11 protein-coding genes are annotated in these 17,841 nt (G+C 67.9%); 8 read left to right on the top strand and 3 right to left on the bottom strand.

Annotation, left to right across the window (positions count from 1 at the left end; all coding sequences use genetic code 11):
* Positions 1-63: 63 nt before the first annotated feature.
* Positions 64-1,284, bottom strand: a complete 1,221-nt coding sequence (locus G3I17_RS28665; RefSeq protein ID WP_239063011.1) for a cytochrome P450 — start codon at positions 1,282-1,284, stop codon at positions 64-66.
* 388 nt (positions 1,285-1,672) lie between these two features.
* Positions 1,673-5,290 carry an NPCBM/NEW2 domain-containing protein gene (locus tag G3I17_RS28660; RefSeq protein ID WP_203590889.1) on the bottom strand — a complete coding sequence of 1,206 codons (3,618 nt, stop codon included), beginning with the start codon at positions 5,288-5,290 and terminating at the stop codon, positions 1,673-1,675.
* 304 nt (positions 5,291-5,594) lie between these two features.
* Here G3I17_RS28660 and G3I17_RS28655 point away from each other — a divergent pair, with 304 nt between their 5' ends.
* The 8 genes from G3I17_RS28655 (at position 5,595) to G3I17_RS28620 (ending at position 16,633) form a co-directional block, all read left to right on the top strand.
* A complete protein-coding gene (locus G3I17_RS28655) occupies positions 5,595-6,929 on the top strand; it encodes a lipase (protein ID WP_164600725.1) in 1,335 nt (444 codons plus the stop codon).
* 125 nt (positions 6,930-7,054) lie between these two features.
* Positions 7,055-8,191, top strand: a complete 1,137-nt coding sequence (locus G3I17_RS28650; protein WP_164600724.1) for a hypothetical protein — start codon at positions 7,055-7,057, stop codon at positions 8,189-8,191.
* A gap of 160 nt (positions 8,192-8,351) precedes the next feature.
* Positions 8,352-11,120 carry a type I DNA topoisomerase gene (gene topA / locus G3I17_RS28645; RefSeq protein WP_164600723.1) on the top strand — a complete coding sequence of 923 codons (2,769 nt, stop codon included), beginning with the start codon at positions 8,352-8,354 and terminating at the stop codon, positions 11,118-11,120.
* The gene (locus G3I17_RS28640) at positions 11,120-11,566 is read left to right on the top strand and encodes a Fur family transcriptional regulator (RefSeq protein ID WP_164600722.1); all 447 of its coding nucleotides are present in this window, start codon (positions 11,120-11,122) and stop codon (positions 11,564-11,566) included. Before topA ends, G3I17_RS28640 begins: the two co-directional genes overlap by 1 nt.
* Before the next feature lie 250 nt (positions 11,567-11,816).
* Positions 11,817-12,026: a type II toxin-antitoxin system RelE/ParE family toxin gene (locus G3I17_RS28635; protein ID WP_343238444.1), complete on the top strand. Its 210-nt coding sequence runs from the start codon at positions 11,817-11,819 to the stop codon at positions 12,024-12,026.
* Positions 12,027-12,050: 24 nt separating this feature from the next.
* Complete coding sequence (locus G3I17_RS28630) at positions 12,051-12,368, top strand: XRE family transcriptional regulator (RefSeq protein ID WP_164600720.1); 318 nt, start codon at positions 12,051-12,053, stop codon at positions 12,366-12,368.
* Between the two features lie 12 nt (positions 12,369-12,380).
* Positions 12,381-13,643, top strand: a complete 1,263-nt coding sequence (locus G3I17_RS28625; RefSeq protein WP_164600719.1) for a crosslink repair DNA glycosylase YcaQ family protein — start codon at positions 12,381-12,383, stop codon at positions 13,641-13,643.
* Positions 13,644-13,705: 62 nt separating this feature from the next.
* Positions 13,706-16,633, top strand: coding sequence for a glycoside hydrolase family 2 TIM barrel-domain containing protein (locus G3I17_RS28620; protein WP_164600718.1), 2,928 nt, complete (start codon positions 13,706-13,708; stop codon positions 16,631-16,633).
* 177 nt (positions 16,634-16,810) lie between these two features.
* Here G3I17_RS28620 and G3I17_RS28615 read toward each other — a convergent pair whose 3' ends face one another.
* A complete protein-coding gene (locus tag G3I17_RS28615) occupies positions 16,811-17,743 on the bottom strand; it encodes a LysR family transcriptional regulator (protein ID WP_164600717.1) in 933 nt (310 codons plus the stop codon).
* Positions 17,744-17,841: the final 98 nt, after the last annotated feature.

The following is a 17,841-nucleotide window of genomic DNA, read 5'->3' as shown; positions in this document are numbered from 1 at the left end:
CGCGCCAAGCGCCGCCACGTGTCTAGCCCGGCACGACGGTCAGCGTCGCATGCGTGGGGGCTTCTAGCCGGCCGCCTGCTGTGCGCCGGCTGCTGCGTGGAGTTGCACGGGGAGTGACTCGACCCCGTAGACGATGGAGAAGTCGCGGAAGCGGAGTTGGTCTTCGGGGATGGCCAGGGCCAGGTCGGGGAAGCGGTTGGCCAGGGCGGTGAAGGCTGCGCGGAGTTCCATCCGGGCCAGTTCGGCGCCGACGCAGCGGTGCATGCCGTGGCCGAAGGCGAGGTGGGCGGCGGGGGCGCGGCGGGGCCAGAAGTCTTCCGCGTCGGTACCGAAGACGGCCTTGTCGCGGTCGGCGCCGGACAGGGAGACGGCGACCAGGTCGCCCTTCTTGACCTGGTGGCCGAATAGTTCCTGGTCGTGCTTGGCGAAGCGCGGGAAGGCCACCTGGACGACAGTCAGGTAGCGCAGCAGTTCCTCGACGATCGCGTCCACCGACTCCGGCTCGTCGCGGAGCCGGGCGAAGTTCTCCGGGTCGCGGAGCAGTACCAGGGTGCCGAGGGCCAGCATGCTCGCGGAGGTCTCGTAGCCGCCGAGGAAGACGCCGTCAGCGAGCCCACCGAGCTCGATGTCGTCGATCCCGTCGCCGTGCTCGCGGATGATCGAGCCGATCAGGCCGTCGCCGGGCTGCGACCGCTGCTTGCCGACGATCTCGAAGAGGAACTCGCGCGACTCGCTCGCCGAACCGAAGACCCCGATGCCACCGCCCGACAGATCGAACCGGGCCGGGCCGAGCGCACGGAACCGGTCGCGGTCCTGCTCCTCGACGCCGAGCAGGTCGGCGATCAGCAGGAACGGCACGTTGAAGGCGAAGTCGGCGACGATGTCGACGACCGGGCCTTTGGCCGCCATCAGGTCGAGCTGGTCGTTGACGATCTTCTCGATCATCGGCTCCAGCCGGGCCAGCCGGCGCTTGGTGAACTCCGGCGTCAGCAGCTTGCGCAGCCGGGTGTGGTCCGGCGGGTCGGTGAAGCCCAGGCCGCCGATGCCCTCGGACGGCTTGTTCGGGTCCGAGCCGATCATCGGCCGGATGTCGTTGCTGAAGTTGGCGGAGTCGGCGAGCACCACCTTGGCCTCGGCGTGGCCGCTGACCATCCAGACGTTCAGCCCGAACAGGTTGGCCAGTTTGTGCATCGGCTCGACCTCGCGGATCGCGCCGAGCTCGGGTACCGGGTCGAGGCCGACGCGACGCAGCGGCATCGAGACCTGGCGCGGGAAGACCCGCATCTTGGACAAGTTCAGACCACCCTTGCGAGTGGTTCGGCTCAAGACTCGGCTGCCGACCCATCTCTTCAGGTATGTCGCAACCATGACTTCCACGCGCCCTCTCTGAAAACTGCTGCCCCCGACGGCTTTCGTCTACTTTGAAAGTAGCGTTGCCGGGGACCAGATCTGATGGTGTTGGCACTACTTCTGCAGTGGCTCCAGCACCACCATGGGAGGGGGCCACGGCGGCTGCTTGGTCTTGCAGGTCAGACCTTGTCATGGACGAGGGCCCAGATACCACCGGAACCCACCTGTACCGTCCCCTGGGACGGTTGACAGGTGGGTTCCGGGATCAGTCAGGGAAAGTCCAGCCGAAAGTCGCTTGTGCGTTCGCCGGCCGGCTGTCGACTCAGGCGTTCTTGCAGGTCAGCCGCGCCTCCGCCCAGTCCGCGTGATCGCTGGTGACGCCGTCACCGGCATCGGTTACCTGCAGTGTCAGCAGTTGGCCACCCGTCGTGTCGACGGTGACGGGCACGGTGGGGGACGTTCCGGTGAGCAGATCCGATGTGTACTTCGCCACACCGTCGACGAGCACCTTGAAGCTGACCTTGCCGCGATCCTCCATCTCGTCGTCGACACCGACCTTTGCGGTGAAGGCCGTGCAGTTGCCGCCGATCCGTACCGTCACCGACGACGGTGCGTGAGTGCCCAGGCCCTTCGCGTACTGCGTTCCGTCGAGCGTCAGGGCCGATCCGTCGCCGGCAGCGTCCTCGCCGTTGCTCTTGTCCCGCTCGACCGGACCCCAGCCGTTGCTCGAGTCGACCCATTGCAGGTCGCTCACCCACGGCTGACCAGTGGGAGCCGGTGGCAACGGTTTGTTCGCCAGGGTCGCCGCGAAGAAGCCGAGTCCGCCGCCGGGCAGCTTGATCGCCTTCACCGTCTTGCCCGCCGTCAGCGGTACGGCGGTGTAGAAGACCCGGTAGTCCGTGGTGGTGTTGGCCAGACCGGATTGTGTATACCGGCCCTTCACGGAGACGGCGAGGTTCGCGCCACCCGTCGTCGGGTCCTGGCAGCACCAGTTGGGCAGTTGCAGCGGTGCCTTCGACTCGGTTCCGTCGGTGTAGATGATCGTCACGTCGCCCTTGGCGTTCAGGCTCGCACCCGCACCCAGCAGGGCCAGATGCGAACCGGTACCCGAGACGAGGATCGGTGCGGACTGGTTCTTCACCAGGTTCGGCGTACCGGGTGCTCCGGTCGGCCAGGTGAAGTCGGCGCCCTGCACGGTCACCTTGGCGCCCGGGGTGTAGCCGGCCGCGGCCAGGGCCTCGCCGTTGAAGCTGTTGCCCGAGCCGTCGAAGTTGCCTTGGGCAAAGCTCTTCACATCGCTGACGCCGACCACGGTCGCAGCTTGCGATAATGATGCATAAGGCAACTGTGCGGTCGCGACGGCGCTGTTGCTGTAGCCGGTCTCGTGTACCAGGTACGACGCGTCGAGCTGCAAGGTGAAGCTGGCGGGTTTGACCGAGGCCGCCGGAGTCACCGCGAGCTTGGTGGTGACGGTCTTGCCCGGGTCGACCTTGGCGAAGGTGCTCGTACCGGTCGACGTCCACCCGGCCGGCAGAGCCAGCGCGAGCTTGACGTCGCGCATCGTCGACGCGGTCGGGTTGGTGAAGGTGGCCGTGAGCTCGGTGGCCTGGCCCGGTGCGTTCCACAGCGACGGCGAGGAGAGCTCCGGCGTACCGGTGGACTCCAGGACTGACTTGCCGCCGCCGACGGAGGTGGTGCCGCCCAGTCGGACGGTTGCATCGCCAGCGGTGGAGATGGACGCGGTCTTCACGAGGACGACGCCGTTCTCGTAGTACCAGCCGGTGGTGGCTGCGAGGTAGGCGTCCTTGCTGGCCTGCTTGTTGAGCTGCACGCTGCCCACCGAGACATCGCGCGGAGCGGTGCCGGTGTGGACAGTCAGCTCGTACGGACGCGCGCCCGGCTTACCGGCGTACGAGCCCTTGCTGGTGCCGATCTTGACGGTGACGTCGCCGCGACCCGCGACGGGTGCGGACACCTCGAGTAGCTGCGTGGCCGACTTGTCCTGCTTGTAGTCACGCGTGACCCGGTCGTCCTCGTAGAGGCTGAACGACGAGTTGCCCTCGGGGTAGATGTCGACGGTGAGTCGATCGCCGAAGCCCTGCTCGGCGGCGTTGTTGATGCCGCTCTTCCACATCGGTACGACCGCGCCGGCCTTGACGAACAAGGGCAGCGTGTCGAGCCCGGCCTTGTAGCCGTTGACCGTGGTCGGACCCGTGTAGACCTTGCCGGTCCAGTAGTCGACCCAGTTGCCCTTGGGCAGGTAGATGCCGTTCTTGACCTCGTCGGCGCTCCAGGAGGGCGCGACCAGGAACTCCTTGCCCGCAAGGAACTCGTACTTCGTCGTGTCGTCCCAGGTCTTCGGGTCGTTCGGGTACTCGAGCACCAGCGACCGGTTCAGCGGCGCGCCGGTCTCGTGCGCCTCGGCGGCGTACGAGTAGAAGTACGGCAGCAACCGCTCGCGCAGCTTGAGGTACTTGCGGTTGATCGAGGTGTACGGCTCGCCGTACGTCCACGGCTGCTTGAACGCCGGGGTGGCCCAGCCCGACATCGTCATGAAAGCCGGGTTGAACGTCTTCCACTGCAGGTCTCGCGTGTAGCTGGTCGGGGAGCCGCCGAAGATGCCGTCGACATCGCCTGCGCTGTAGGCGATCCCGGAGTTGCCGGAGCCGGTGATGGCCGGGATCTGCCACTTGATCGCGTCCAGCGAGCCGCTGTGGTCGCCGGTCCACTGCACTGCGCACCGCTGCGCGCCGGCCCAGCCCTCGACCATCCAGGCGTAGCCACGGGCGTTGCTGTACTGCTCGATGCCGTCGTGGGCGGTGTCGCAGGCGCTCAGTGCGTACCGGTAGCCCGGGCCGACCCAGGCGACGTCCAGCTTGCGTACGCGGACTCCTGCGTCGCCGACCTCGGCCGGCTGGCGGTCGAGCGAGGACTGTGTCCACAAGCCCATCTGGATGTTCCGCTTGCGCAGTTCGTCGCCGGTCTGCTTGAGCGCGGAGATGTCCCGCTTGCCCCACCAGGTGCCGTCGACCTGCTCGGACTCGGTGTTGGCGGAGTAGCCGCAGCCATAGTCGTCGTTGACGAGCATCCAGCCGCCGGGCATGTCGTTGTCCTGGAACTTCTGGGCGACCTTGACGGCGTCCAGCGTGGTCGTCTTCTCCGGATTGACCTTCCAGTCATTGCTGGAGTCCGGGTCGGTGGCGTAGTGGCCGCGGTTGTAGCAGTCGGAGTCGCCGTACTCGAGTCCGTAGATCGGCGGCATGAACGGCCGGCCGGTGAGCTCGGTGTAGCGGTTCAGCGAGGTCTTGAGGTCGCCGACGAAGTAGTACGCGTCGAACCGCTTCTCGTCGTGCTTGGTGACGACGGGGGCGGTGAAGCTGTAGCTACCCGGCGCGAAGGTGTTCCGCAGGACGCCGTACCCGGCGGTGCTCATGTAGTACGGGGAGGCGTTGGGGTTGCCGCCGTCCTCCCAGTTGAAGTCCCTGGCGACCGTGATGGTCTGGTCGCGGTGCGAGAACCGGCCGTTCTGCATGCCGCCGCCGAAGAACTGCTCGGTGGCGCCGCGGCTGAGCGACTGGGTGGTTGAGCTGTCGGTCCAGGACAGGGGTGCTGTCTCGGCCCAGACCTGCTGGCCGCCCGCCCGGTAGAGCGAGAAGCGCAGTGGCGACTTGTTCGCCCGTACTTCGATCTTGCCCGTCGTCAGCGAGTAGTAGCTGCCCTTGTCGGTCCAGCTGGTCGCGGGTTTCGGGTAGTCGGTCTTGGCGACGATGTTCGACGCCGGGGCGGTCGGGTCGGTCGGCGGGGTGTTGGCCGGGTCGGTGAACGTGCCGTCCGGCGCGAGCCAGATCCGGAACACGTCGTCCTTCACGAACACGACCCGCACCTTCGCAGTACCGGCTGTCAGCGTGTACTGCGCGCTGTCGGCGGCGAAGTCGGTCACGGCACCCAGAGAGGTGCCCGCTGCGGCTGCAGCCGGTTCTGCGCTGGCGGGGCCGACGGCGTTGGCCAGGGCACCCGCGACTAAGGCCAGGGATGTCCCGGCGATGACTACTGAACGTTTAACGCGGACAAAGATGCTCACGAGTGCCTCACTTCACGCATCTATGAACAGGATTGCGCTATTGATAGCTCACCGGCCCACCGCTTGTCACTAGTTCGTGGTGAAGCAGCTGTCATGAAGTTGGGATGTGGTCTCCATCCGGCGGTGGATCATGCGGGCGGCCCCGACGGCGACGATGATTCGCATGACGAACTATCAAAGCTTCAGCCGCCGCTGGATCCTCGGGACCGGCCTGGCGGCGAGCCTGATGTTGTCGACTACCGCGCTGGCCCAGGCGTACCCCGTTGGTGAGCGCGATGCCGATCCGGCCGCCGGTAGCGGCCTCGCCGCGGCCGCCACTGCGACGACGTACCCGCCGACGAAGATCCACGTGCCCGCACCGACCGGGCCGAACAAGATCGGCACGATCGAACTGCACCTGATCGACCAGGCCCGTGACGACGCGAGCGCACCGGGCGGCAAGCGGGAGCTGATGGTCAGCGTCTGGTACCCCGCGCGGCCGCGCGCCGAGGGGCCGTTCGCCAAGTACATGCCGCCGAAGACCGCGGATGTGCTGAGTCACAGCCTGTCGAAAGCGGCCTTCGGCCTCGATGACCCGATCTTCGATTTCGCCGGCAGCGACACCCAGGCCCGCGTCGGCGTACCGGCGGAGCGCGGCAAGCATCCCGTGGTGCTGTATTCACCGGGGTACCCGCTCAGCCGGTACTACGGCACCGCTCAGGTGGAGGAGCTGGCCAGCCGGGGGTACGTCGTGGTGACGATGGACCACACCCACGAGGGGCCGGTCGAGTTCCCGGGCGGCCGGTTCGTGCCGGGCACCGACGTGCTGCTGCCGACCGCGGACCAGACCAGGGCGGCCCTCGATACCCGGGTGGCCGACACCCGGTTCGTTCTCGATCAGGTCACGCTGCTCGCGTACGGACTCAACCCGGACGCCGAGCGGCGCAACCTGCCGGCCGGTCTGCGGCAGGCGCTGGACATCCGCAACGTCGGGATGTTCGGCTTCTCGGCCGGTGGTCACACCGCGGCCGACACGATGGCCGTCGACGGACGGATCAACGCCGGGGTGGACCTGGACGGAACCCTCGCTTACGACATGCAGCTAGGCCCGCTCGGGCCGGCCGCCGAGCGCGGCCTGGATCGTCCGTTCATGCTCTTCGGCTCGGACGGCAGCCAGCGGACGGACCCGGCCGTCCCGGACACCTACGACAAGTCGTGGGCAGCGTTCTGGAAGAACCAGCGGGGCTGGAAGCTCAACCTGCAACTGCCGGGCACGAACCATCTCGGCTTCTCCGACTACCAGTTCTTCTTCTACGACGTCTTCTACGCGCTGACCGGGGACGACGACGGCGCGATCCAGGTCCAGGCGAACGTGGGCGGCATCCTGGATCGGCACCGGATGTTGCTCGCCCAGCGCACCTACCTGACCGCGTTCTTCGACCAGTTCCTGCAGGGCCGGCCGCAACGACTGCTGGAGAAAGAGTCCGCGGAGTTCCCGGAGGTCGGCTTCGTGCGCTGACCCCGGTCCGCCACCCCGTGATGGAGTTCGTCGCCTGATCAGGCAGCCGAGTGCTACCAAGGGATGACTCCGAGATCACGCCTTAGGACGATCCGCTGGGGCTGTTGCTGGGATTGGCTGGACAGATGATCCAGCGCCGAATCATCGCAACCGCCCTTGCGACCGCCTGCGCAGCGCTCGCCGTACCGGTCGCAGCAGCCCGAGTCCTGCCTTCCCCGGTGGAGGCAGCGCCGGCGGCGGCCGTCAGTACGCCGTACCGGGTGGTGCTGCCGGAGCCGACCGGGCCGTACGGGATCGGGACGACTGAGGTGCACCTCACGGATCCCAAGCGCGCCGACCCGTGGCAGCCGGGGAAGCGGCGGGAGTTGATGGTCAGCGTCTGGTATCCGACCAGGGCTACTCGCCGCAAGCACGCCCCCTACGTCCAGCCGGCCGCCGCCCCAGCCCTCGGAGCCGAGATGGCTTCTTACCTGGGCCTGGCCGGCGACAAGGTCGACCTGGCCGGCAGTACTACGAATGCTCGGCGTCACGCGAAGCCCTGCGGGCGGCACCCGGTACTGCTCTATTCACCCGGCTCGGGCGCCTCCCGAGTGATCGGGACGAACCAGGCCGAGGAGCTCGCCAGTCGCGGGTACGTGGTGGTGACCATCGACCACACCGGGGAGGCGCCGGTCGAGTTCCCGGGCGGCCGGGTGGTGGGTGCGCTGGTGCCCTGGGACGAGCCGGGAGTTGTGAAGAAGGCCACGGACACGCGGGTGGCGGATGTGAGATTCGTCCTCGACGCGCTGCCCGGGCTGCCGCGTCGCCTGAGCCGGGCGATGGACCTGAGCCGGATCGGGATGTACGGCTACTCGATGGGTGGCTCGGCGGCCGCCTCGGCGATGCTGGTGGACCGCCGGATCGACGCCGGGGTCAACCTGGACGGCGGCATGTACGACGGCGACCAACCCAGCGAAGTGACCCGGCGCGGGCTCGACCGGCCGTTCCTTCTGGTCGGCGCCGGGCGGCATTCCCGGTCTACGGACGCGACCTGGTCCAGCTTCTGGACGGCTCAGCGCGGCTGGAAGAAGGAGGTGCTGCTGCCCGACGGCGGGCACGGTTCGCTCGGTGACTACGCGTTTACCCTGCCCGGCCTCGCGCGCGTGTCAGGTATCGACCCTTCGGTGCTGTCCGAGGGGCTCGGAACGGTCTCTCCGGACGCTGCGGTCGCCTTCACGCGACATGCGCTGGACGAGTTTTTCGGTGAGTTTCTGAAACCCTGATGAGGCCGATGGTGCCCCGAGCGGTTACCGTGCGTTGAGAAATGCGTTGCTGTCGGCCGTACTCTGTCCGTGGACGGTGCGGTTTTGTTGTTCGGGGGAACAAGCTGTCCGGCTGCAGGCGTTGAGAGCACAGCTAGGGCATTGACAGGCGAGGAGCGCAGTGGCAGGGGCAACAGGCACCAAGGCAACGTCCGGCAAGTCTTCGACGGCTGCCGGCGGTCAGCGCCGCCTGGTGATCGTCGAGTCGCCGAAGAAGGCGCGGATGATCGCCGGCTTCCTGGGCGCCGGTTACGTGGTGGAGTCGAGTTTCGGCCACATCCGCGACCTGCCCAAGGGGGCCGACGAGATCCCGGCGAAGTACAAGGGGCTGCCCTGGGCGCGCCTCGGGGTCAACATCGAGGACCACTTCGATCCGCTGTACGTCGTACCGGCGGACAAGAAGGCGCAGATCCGCAAGCTGAAGGACCTGCTCAAGGACGCCGACGAGCTCTATCTCGCGACAGATGAGGACCGCGAGGGCGAGGCCATCGCGTGGCACCTGCTGGACGAGCTGAAGCCGAAGATCCCGGTCAAGCGGATGGTCTTCCACGAGATCACGCCGAAGGCGATCCAGGACGCGGTCGGCAGTGCGCGCGATATCAACGACGCGCTCGTCGACGCCCAGGAGGCCCGGCGGATCCTGGACCGGCTGTACGGCTACGAGGTCTCGCCGGTGCTGTGGAAGAAGGTCATGCCGAAGCTGTCGGCGGGCCGGGTGCAGTCGGTCGCGATCCGGATGGTGGTCGACCGCGAGCGCGATCGGATCGCGTTCCGGACGGCGTCGTACTGGGACCTGGACGCCAAGCTCGACGCGGGCGAGGGCAAGACGCCGCGAATCTTCCCGTCCCGGCTCGTCTCGGTGGACAGCCGGCGGATCGCCCAGGGGCGCGACTTCGCCTCCACGGGTGAGCTGAAGAGCGAGAGCACGGTCCACCTGGACGAGACGACCGCCACCGCGCTGGCCGCGGCGCTGCAGGAGTCGACCTTCAAGGTCCGCTCGATCGAGTCCAAGCCGTACACCCGCAAGCCGTACGCGCCGTTCCGGACCACCACGCTGCAGCAGGAGGCCGGGCGCAAGCTCAACATGTCCGCCTCGCAGACGATGCAGGTCGCGCAGCGGCTGTACGAGAACGGCAACATCACTTATATGCGTACCGACAGCGTCACGCTGTCGGACACCGCGATCACGGCGGCCCGGGCGCAGGTCCGCGAGCTGTACGGCGCGTCGTACCTGCCGGACAAGCCGCGCGTCTACACCTCCAAGGTGAAGAACGCGCAGGAGGCGCACGAGGCGATCCGGCCGGCCGGCGAGCACTTCCAGACGCCGGCCCAGACCGGGCTCAGCGGTTCGGAGTACCGGCTGTACGAGCTGATCTGGATGCGGACGATCGCGTCCCAGATGAAGGACGCGGCCGGCAACAGCGTCTCGATCAAGATCGACGCGAAGGCCTCGACCGGGGAGAACTGCGAGTTCACCTCGTCCGGCCGGGTGATCACTTTCCACGGCTTCCTGAAGGCGTACGTCGAGGGTGCGGACGACCCGTCCGCCGAGACCGACGACCGTGAGACGCAGATCCCGGACGTGTCCGAGGGCGACGTGCTGCCGGCCACCGAGGTGTTCGCCTCCGGCCACGAGACGAAGCCGCCGTCGCGCTTCACCGAGGCGACGCTGATCGCACAGCTGGAAGATCGCGAGATCGGCCGGCCGTCGACGTACGCCTCGATCCTGGGCACGATCCAGGCGCGTGGCTATGTCTACAAGAAGGGCACCGCGCTGGTGCCGGCCTGGCTGGCCTTCGCCGTCGTGCGGCTGCTGGAGCAGCACTTCACCCGGCTGGTCGACTACGCGTTCACGGCCTCGATGGAGGACGTGCTGGACGACGTCGCCGCCGGGAACCTGCAGCGCGAGGGCGTGCTCGGACGGTTCTACTTCGGTGACGACGGGGTCGAGGGCCTGCAGTCCATGGTCAGTGACCTGGGCGACATCGATGCCAGGGAGATGTCCACCTTCCCGGTGGGCGACGCCGACAGTGGGATCGTCGTCCGGGTCGGCCGGTACGGACCGTACGTCGAAGGGCCGGAGGAGACCCGGGCGAACGTGCCCGAGGACCTGCCGCCGGACGAGTTGACGGTCGAGCGGGCCAAGGAGCTGCTTTCGCAGCCTTCTGGTGTCGAGCTGGAGCTCGGGAAGACGCCGGACACCGGGCTCAAGGTGGTCGCGAAGGCGGGCCGCTACGGACCGTACGTGACCGAGGTGCTGCCGGAGGACGCGCCGAAGAGCGCCAAGCCGCGGACCGGGTCGCTGCTCTCGACGATGGCGCTGGACACGGTCACGCTGGCCGACGCGCTGAAGCTGCTGTCGCTGCCGCGGGTGGTCGGCAAGGACCCGGAGTCCGGGGACGAGATCACGGCGCAGAACGGGCGCTACGGGCCGTACCTGAAGAAGGGCACGGACTCGCGCTCGCTGCAGACCGAGGACCAGATGTTCGACATCACCCTCGAGGAAGCGCTGAAGATCTACGCCGAGCCGAAGGCGCGTGGCCGCCGTGCCGCCGCGCCGCCGCTGAAGGAGCTGGGTGAAGACCCGGCGTCCGGTCAGCCGGTCGTGGTGAAGGAGGGCCGCTTCGGTCCGTACGTCACCGATGGCGAGACGAACGCGACGCTGCGCAAGGACGACTCGGTCGACACGATCTCGCTGCTGCGCGCCGCTGAGCTGCTCGCCGACAAGCGGGCTCGTGGGCCGGTGAAGAAGCCGGTCAAGAAGGCGCCGGCGAAGAAGACCGCTGCCAAGAAGACGGCGGCCAAGAAGACTGCCGCGAAGAAGACGGCGGCGAAGAAGACGACCGCCAAGAAGACCACGGCGAAGAAGACCGCCGCCAAGAAGGCCTGATGACCCCCGCCGCCGCGAAAGGCCCGGCCGAGGTCACCGCGCAACGCCTCCGCGAACGAGGCGAACGCGTGACCCCGGCTCGGCTCGCCGTGGTGGAGGTGCTCGCCGCCACGGCCGAGCACCTGAGCGCAGAGCAGATCGGCGAACGCGCCGAGGAGCTGCGCCCCGGCATCCACCGGGCGACGGTCTACCGGGCACTGGACGCGCTGGGCGAGTTCGGCCTGGTCACCCACGTCCACCTGGGTCGCGCCGGCACGACGTACCACCTGGCCGGCGACCTGGCCCCCCGCCACCTACACCTCCGCTGCAGCGACTGCGGCACGGTCCTCGACGTAGCCGGCGACATCCTCGACCCAGTCCGCCGAAAACTCCTCCGAGAACTCGGCTTCCACCTAGCGCCGGAGCAGGTAGCCCTAGTCGGCCTCTGCAAAGACTGCAGCAGCTAGCGCACCCCTCAGCTCGTGCCGGTCAGCGTCACCTCGAGCCTCGTACTGCCGGCGCGCGGTCGTGCACTTGCCGGCGGCGGTGGTTGGAGGTCGGCTAGCGGGTTGTTGTACCGCTGGCGGGTTGCATGACACCAGCGATACAACAACCCGCCAGTGGGCACCGCTCGGAGCCCGCAAAAGGGGTGTCGGGAGCCTGGCCCGAAGATGGTAGAACCTATGGGTTCTATAACCTCTAGGGGTTAGGCTTTGGGTGCGGTGTTCGAGGTTGTCTAACCGACGGTTGCTCGGGTGGTTGCGGCAGTTGCCGGCGATCGAGCGGAATCGGCTGCTGGCTCGGGTGGATCTGGTTGCTGAGTACGGCCCGGGGCTCGGTTGGCCAGTGGTGGAGACGATCAAAGGGTCGCGGCATCCGAATCTGAAGGAGATTCGATCCGAGCCCTACCCAGCGCACGCCTGTTGAGCGCCTGGCAGAACAGGGGAGTGAATGAAGTGTCGCAGGCGTGACGAGGTGCGGAACGAGTTCGTCAGCACTTCGCGGGACGAGGCCGAGGTGGCCGCATTCCGGGAGGAGGCGCTGGATGAGGTGCGTGCCTATCGGCTGGCCGATGTGCGCCAGAAGCATGGTCTGACCCAGGTCGAGGTCGCCGAGCGGCTGCACGTCAGTCAGACGGCGGTGTCCAAGATCGAGCGGGGTGAACTGGCCCGTTCTGAGCTGAGCACCATCCGCAGGTATGTCGAGGCGATCGGCGGCAAACTCGAGATCGTCGCCGACTTCGGTGACGAGCGTCTGGTTCTCGGCTGAGGGGTTCGGCTCATGGTGGTGGTCGGGGAGTCGATCTCGGTGAGAGAGGCTCGGCGGGTCGTGTTGGGGGCGCAGGGGTTTGGGGGAGTGCGCGCGGGGCGGGTTGATGTGCGGCGGGTTCGGGGGGTGGTCGGGCGGGTCGGTGTGTTGCAGGTGGACTCGGTGAATGTGTTGTGTCGGTCGCACTATTTGCCGGTGTTTGCTCGGGTGGGGGAGTACTCGCGGGCGACGTTGGACCGGATGGTCTGGGGTGATGGGCCGGAGCTGTTCGAGGGGTTTTGGGGGCATAAGGCGAGCTTGTTGCCGGTGGGCAGTTATCCGTTGGTGCGGTGGCGGATGCGGGCGGCCGAGCGGCAGGTCTGGGATGAGCCGCGTGATCCTGCGGTGTCTGTGCCGTGGTCGGTGGTGGTGGGGATGCGGCGGCTGAGTGTCGAGCGGCCGGGGCTGGTCGGCGAAGTGCTGGCGCGGATCACCGCCGAGGGGCCGATGACGGCGGGCGAGGCGGGCGGCGGCGAAGCACGGCGTCAGCGGAGAGATCCCGATCCGGATCCGAGCACCGGGTCGATGTGGAACTGGCAGGACGCCAAGATCGCCGTCGAGTATCTGTTCAGTACTGGCCAGGTGATGATCGCCGGGCGGCGGAGTTTCGAGCGGTTGTACGACCTCACCGAGCGGGTTCTTCCCGACGCAGTGCTCCGCGCGCCGGAGCTCACCGCCGACGAGGCGCGGCTTGAGCTGGTGCGGATCTCGGCCCGCAGCCTTGGGATTGCCACCCTTCGCGAGCTGTGCGGAAGTACGGGCGGTCACTATCCGTTGCCCGCAGCAACGGCCAAGGCGATCGTCGACGAGTTGGTGGAGGCCGGCGAGCTGATCCCGGTGCGGGTCGAGGGAGTGACTCAGCAGAGCTATCGATGGTCGACCGCCGAGGATCGCCCGATCCAGGCGCGCGCGTTGCTCTCGCCCTTCGACACCCTGATCTGGAACCGCGACCGAACCCACCGGCTCTTCGACTTCTTCTACCGGATCAGCATCTACACCCCGGCCGCCCAACGGATCCACGGGTACTACGTCCTGCCGTTCCTGCTCGGTGACCGCCTGGTCGCCCGAGTCGACCTGAAGGCCGACCGCAAGAACTCGACCCTCCTCGTCCCCACCATCACCCCCGAGCCCGGCGCCCCCGAGTTCACCGAGCCGCTGGCCGCTGAGTTGGCCCAACTGGCCCACTGGCTCGACCTTGAGCGGGTGCAGTTGCCCGGGCAGGTCAGCACAAGGTAGGCGAAATTCTGTCCATATCTGTTCATCGGTGTGGATTTGTGAACAGATCGGTCGTAGGGTCGATGGCTGTGACCTACGACCACAGTTATGTCGAAGACTTTGCTTCGGGTGCGGGTGTGCTGGCCCCGCGGGCCTGGCTCGATGACGATTCCGCGCGGGTGTCGCTCGGTGGGGAATGGAGTTTTCGGCTCTCGCCGAGTCTGGCCGAGGCGCCTGACGACCTGAAGGATCCTGATGTGTCCGGGTGGGACACGATCGCGGTGCCGGGGCACTGGCAGCTCAGTGGGTACGGGGCGCCGGCGTACACGAATATCGACTACCCGTTCCCGGTCGATCCGCCGCATGTGCCGACCGCCAACCCGACCGGCGACTACGTCCGTACGGTGCAGGTGCCGGCCGAGTGGGACGGCTCCCGGGTCGTGCTGCGGTTCGAGGGGGTCGACTCGCGGTTCGCCGTGTTCGTCGACGGGAGCCCGGTCGGCTGGTCGTCGGGGTCGCGGTTGCCGAGTGAGTTCGAGCTCACCGAATTGGTTGCCCCGGGCAATGAGGTGAAGGTCGCCGTCCGGGTGCACCAGTGGTCCGCGGGCAGCTATGTCGAGGACCAGGACATGTGGTGGCTGTCCGGCATCTTCCGCGAGGTCAACCTGCTTGCGCTCAGGCCGCAGGCGCCGACCGACGTGTTCGTGCACGCCACCTACTCCGACGGCGCCGGCACGCTGAAGGTCGATTCCGACGTACCGGGCACCGTCACCGTCGAGGAGTTGGGGCTCGAGTTCCCGACCGGGTTCGAGACGCCGGTACCGGCCGTTGAGCCGTGGAGCGCCGAGAGTCCGCGCCTGTATGACGCCGTACTGCGCAGCGCGGGCGGCGTGGTGCGCCTGAAGCTCGGGTTCCGCACGGTCGCCATCGTGGACGGCGTTCTGACCGTCAACGGCAACCGGGTGCTCTTCAACGGCGTCAACCGGCACGAGTTCCACCCCGATCGCGGTCGCGCGCTGACCGAGCAGGACATGCTCGACGACGTCCTGATCATGAAGCGCGCCGGCATCAACGCGGTCCGCACCAGCCACTACCCGCCGCACCCGCACTTCCTCGACCTGTGCGACCAGTACGGCCTGTACGTCGTGGACGAGTGCGACCTGGAGACGCACGGTTTCGGCTACGAGCCCGAGCCGCCGAACCTGCCGAACCCGGTGATGGATCCGCGCTTCGAGGCCGACCTGGTCGAGCGGATGCGCCGGATGGTCGAGCGGGACAAGAACCACCCGAGCATCGTCATCTGGTCGCTCGGCAACGAGTGCGGGATGGGCGAGAACCTGAAGTCGATGTACGCGTTCGCGCACGACCGCGACCCGTCCCGGCCGGTGCACTACGAGCGGGACACGCAGGCGGAGTTCGTCGACATCTACTCGCAGATGTACACCTCGCCCGAGGAGGTCACCCGGATCGGCGAGGACACCTCGTCGTACCGGGGGCTGCCGTTCATCCTGTGCGAGTACGGGCACGCGATGGGCAACGGGCCGGGCGGGCTGGCGGACTACCACGCGCTGTTCGAGAAGTACCCGCGCTGCCAGGGCGGCTTCATCTGGGAGTTCATCGACCACGGGCTGCGGACGTCGGTGGACGGCCAGGAGATCTACGCGTACGGCGGTGACTTCGGCGAGGAGATCCACGACGGCAACTTCGTCTGCGACGGCCTGCTGTTCCCGGACCGTACGCCGTCGCCGGGCATGCTCGAGTACGTCAAGGTGATCGAGCCGCTGGTGATCGGCGGCGATTCCACCGGAATCACCATCGCCAACCGCCACGAGGTCCTCGACACGAGTCACCTGACCTTCCGGGTGGTCACCGAGGTCGAGGGCGAGCTAGTCGGCAGCGGGAACCTCCCGGTCCCGGCGATCGCCCCTGGTGAGACCGCGTTGGTGGAGCTGCCGCCGGGCATCATCACCGAGGCTGAGGCTGCACAGCCGGAAACCTGGGTCACTGTCACTGCGGAGCTCACCGAGCCCACTACGTGGGCAGAGGCTGGGCACCGGGTTGCGTGGGGGCAAATCCGGCTGGACCAACCGGTCGCGGCCCGCCACGTCGGGGCGAGAACCGCTGACGAGGGCGCGGCGGCCGGCGCCGCCGCGGGCGCTGGAGAAGCCTCCGGCTCTTCCCCTTCCGCCGAGGTCGCCGAAGGCGGCGAGGCGCGGCATGCGCGGGCTGATGCGGGGGAGGACGTCACCGCCGGAAGCCACGGCATCGACGTTGCTTCCCTGGGTGTCCGCAACGTCCGCCTGGACGTCTGGCGCGCTCCGATCGACAACGACGTGATCCCTGGCGTCTCAGAGGCCTGGAAGGAAGCCGGACTCCACCGGGTCCAGCACCGAGTGGTGTCGGCCGGCCTGGTCGACGGCGCATGGGAAGTAGTCACCCGTACTGCGCCCCCGGCTCTCCAATGGGGTCTAGTCGCAACCTGGCGCTGGACCCATGTGCAGGACGGCTCCGTAGTACTGGACCTGTCCGTACAGCCGGATGGGCAGTACCCGGCGACACTGCCTCGCCTGGGCATCTCCTTCGAACTCCCGAAGGTCAACCAGGTCGAGTGGTTCGGCACCGGCCCGAGCGAGGCGTACGTCGACACCCGCGCGGCTGCGGCGGTCGGCAAGTACTCCGGCACGGTCGCCCAACTGCAGACGCCGTACGTCCGCCCACAAGAGAACGGCCACCGTATCGACACCCGCTGGGCCCGCCTGGACTCACTGCGCGTCGAGGCAGCCCCCGACCTCTTCGGCCTGACCGTGCGCGACTGGACAACAGCCGACCTGGCCAACGCGAAGCACGCACCAGACCTGGTCCCCGGCGACACGACCTACGTGACTCTGGACCTGGCCCAGGCAGGCATCGGCTCCAACTCCTGCGGCCCAGCTCTGCCCGACCGCTACCAGCTACACACAGCCCCAGCCTCGCTGTCGGTGAGGTTGGCTGTACAGAGCGACAGGCAGTAGTCGCGCCAGACCGCCGGCCGGCCACGGGCGAACGCCTGGCGGTCGGCCGGCGGGACGACTACTTCCTGTCGTTGTGCACGCCGCTCGGCTCTTGGTAAGCGCCGGGGACGACATCCCTGAACGCTAGGCGCCCCGAGCCCCCAGGTCAGCATCCAGTTCCCAGCTAGTGGCCTGCTGCTATGGCCTGTTGGGTGGCTGGGGGGCCGTTTCGGAGGGCCAGTTTGGTTCGGAGATTGTTGTGCTGAGTGCGTCGAGGAGCACCTGGGCGGGCCGTGACGCGGGTGGTTTGCCGTGGACGGCGGCCAGCACCTGCCGGCGTAGGCCGGGTACGCGGTCGAGCCTGACCGCGGGGTGCCGATTGGCGACGAGGGTCAGGCCGGGCAACAGGCTGACGCCCAGTCCGGCCGCGACCAGCGCCTGCACGGCGACGTAGTCGTCGGTCTCGAAGTCCACGGTCGGCTTGAACCCGGCGTCGTCGCACGCCCCGACGAGGTGCTCCCGGCACCGCTCGCATCCTGCTATCCATCGTGCGTCGGCATAGGTGGCCAGTTCGGCGCGAGGTGCGTCCCAGGAGCGGTCAGCCGGGGTGACCACGTACAACGGTTCGTCGAGCAGCACCGTCATCGTGGTGTCGCGGCGATCGGCCTGGGGCGGGTCGCCGTGCTCGAAGATCAGTGCCACGTCGACGTCGTTGTTCCGCAGGGCGCTCAGCGCCGCCGGCGGCTCTGCTTCGATCAGCGCCAGCTCGATCCCAGGATGCTGGTCGGTGATCAGCGCCGCCGCGAGCGGCACCAGGGTGGCCAGCGCCGAGGGGAAGGCAGCCAGCCGGACCCGGCCGGTCTTCAGCCCGGCCAGCTCGTCCATCTCGGCATGCACCGACTCCACCTGGGCCAGGATCGACTCGGCCCGGTCCACCAGCAGCCGCCCGGCATCGGTGAGCCGGATACCGCGACCCATCCGCTGCAGCAGCGGTACGCCGACCTCCGCCTCGAGTTTGGCGAGCTGGTGGCTGACCGAAGGCTGCGCGTAGTGCAACGCCTCGGCTGCCGCGGTGATGGAGCCTTCCCGGGCGACCGCGACCAGTACGCGTAATCGGCCCAGGTCGATCATCGAGGAATCATATCCTCCGCTGATGACAGCCTCGAAAACAGGCATTAGTCCGGCACTGGCCCCGCTGCAAGGATGGCGTCGGCGCGTGCGACCGCACC

Origin of the sequence: Streptomyces sp. SID13031 (assembly GCF_010548305.1) — a bacterium.
Lineage (GTDB): Bacteria > Actinomycetota > Actinomycetes > Propionibacteriales > Kribbellaceae > Kribbella.
The sequence above is the reverse complement of the archived record's forward strand: the minus strand, read 5'-3'. Positions and strand labels throughout refer to the sequence as shown.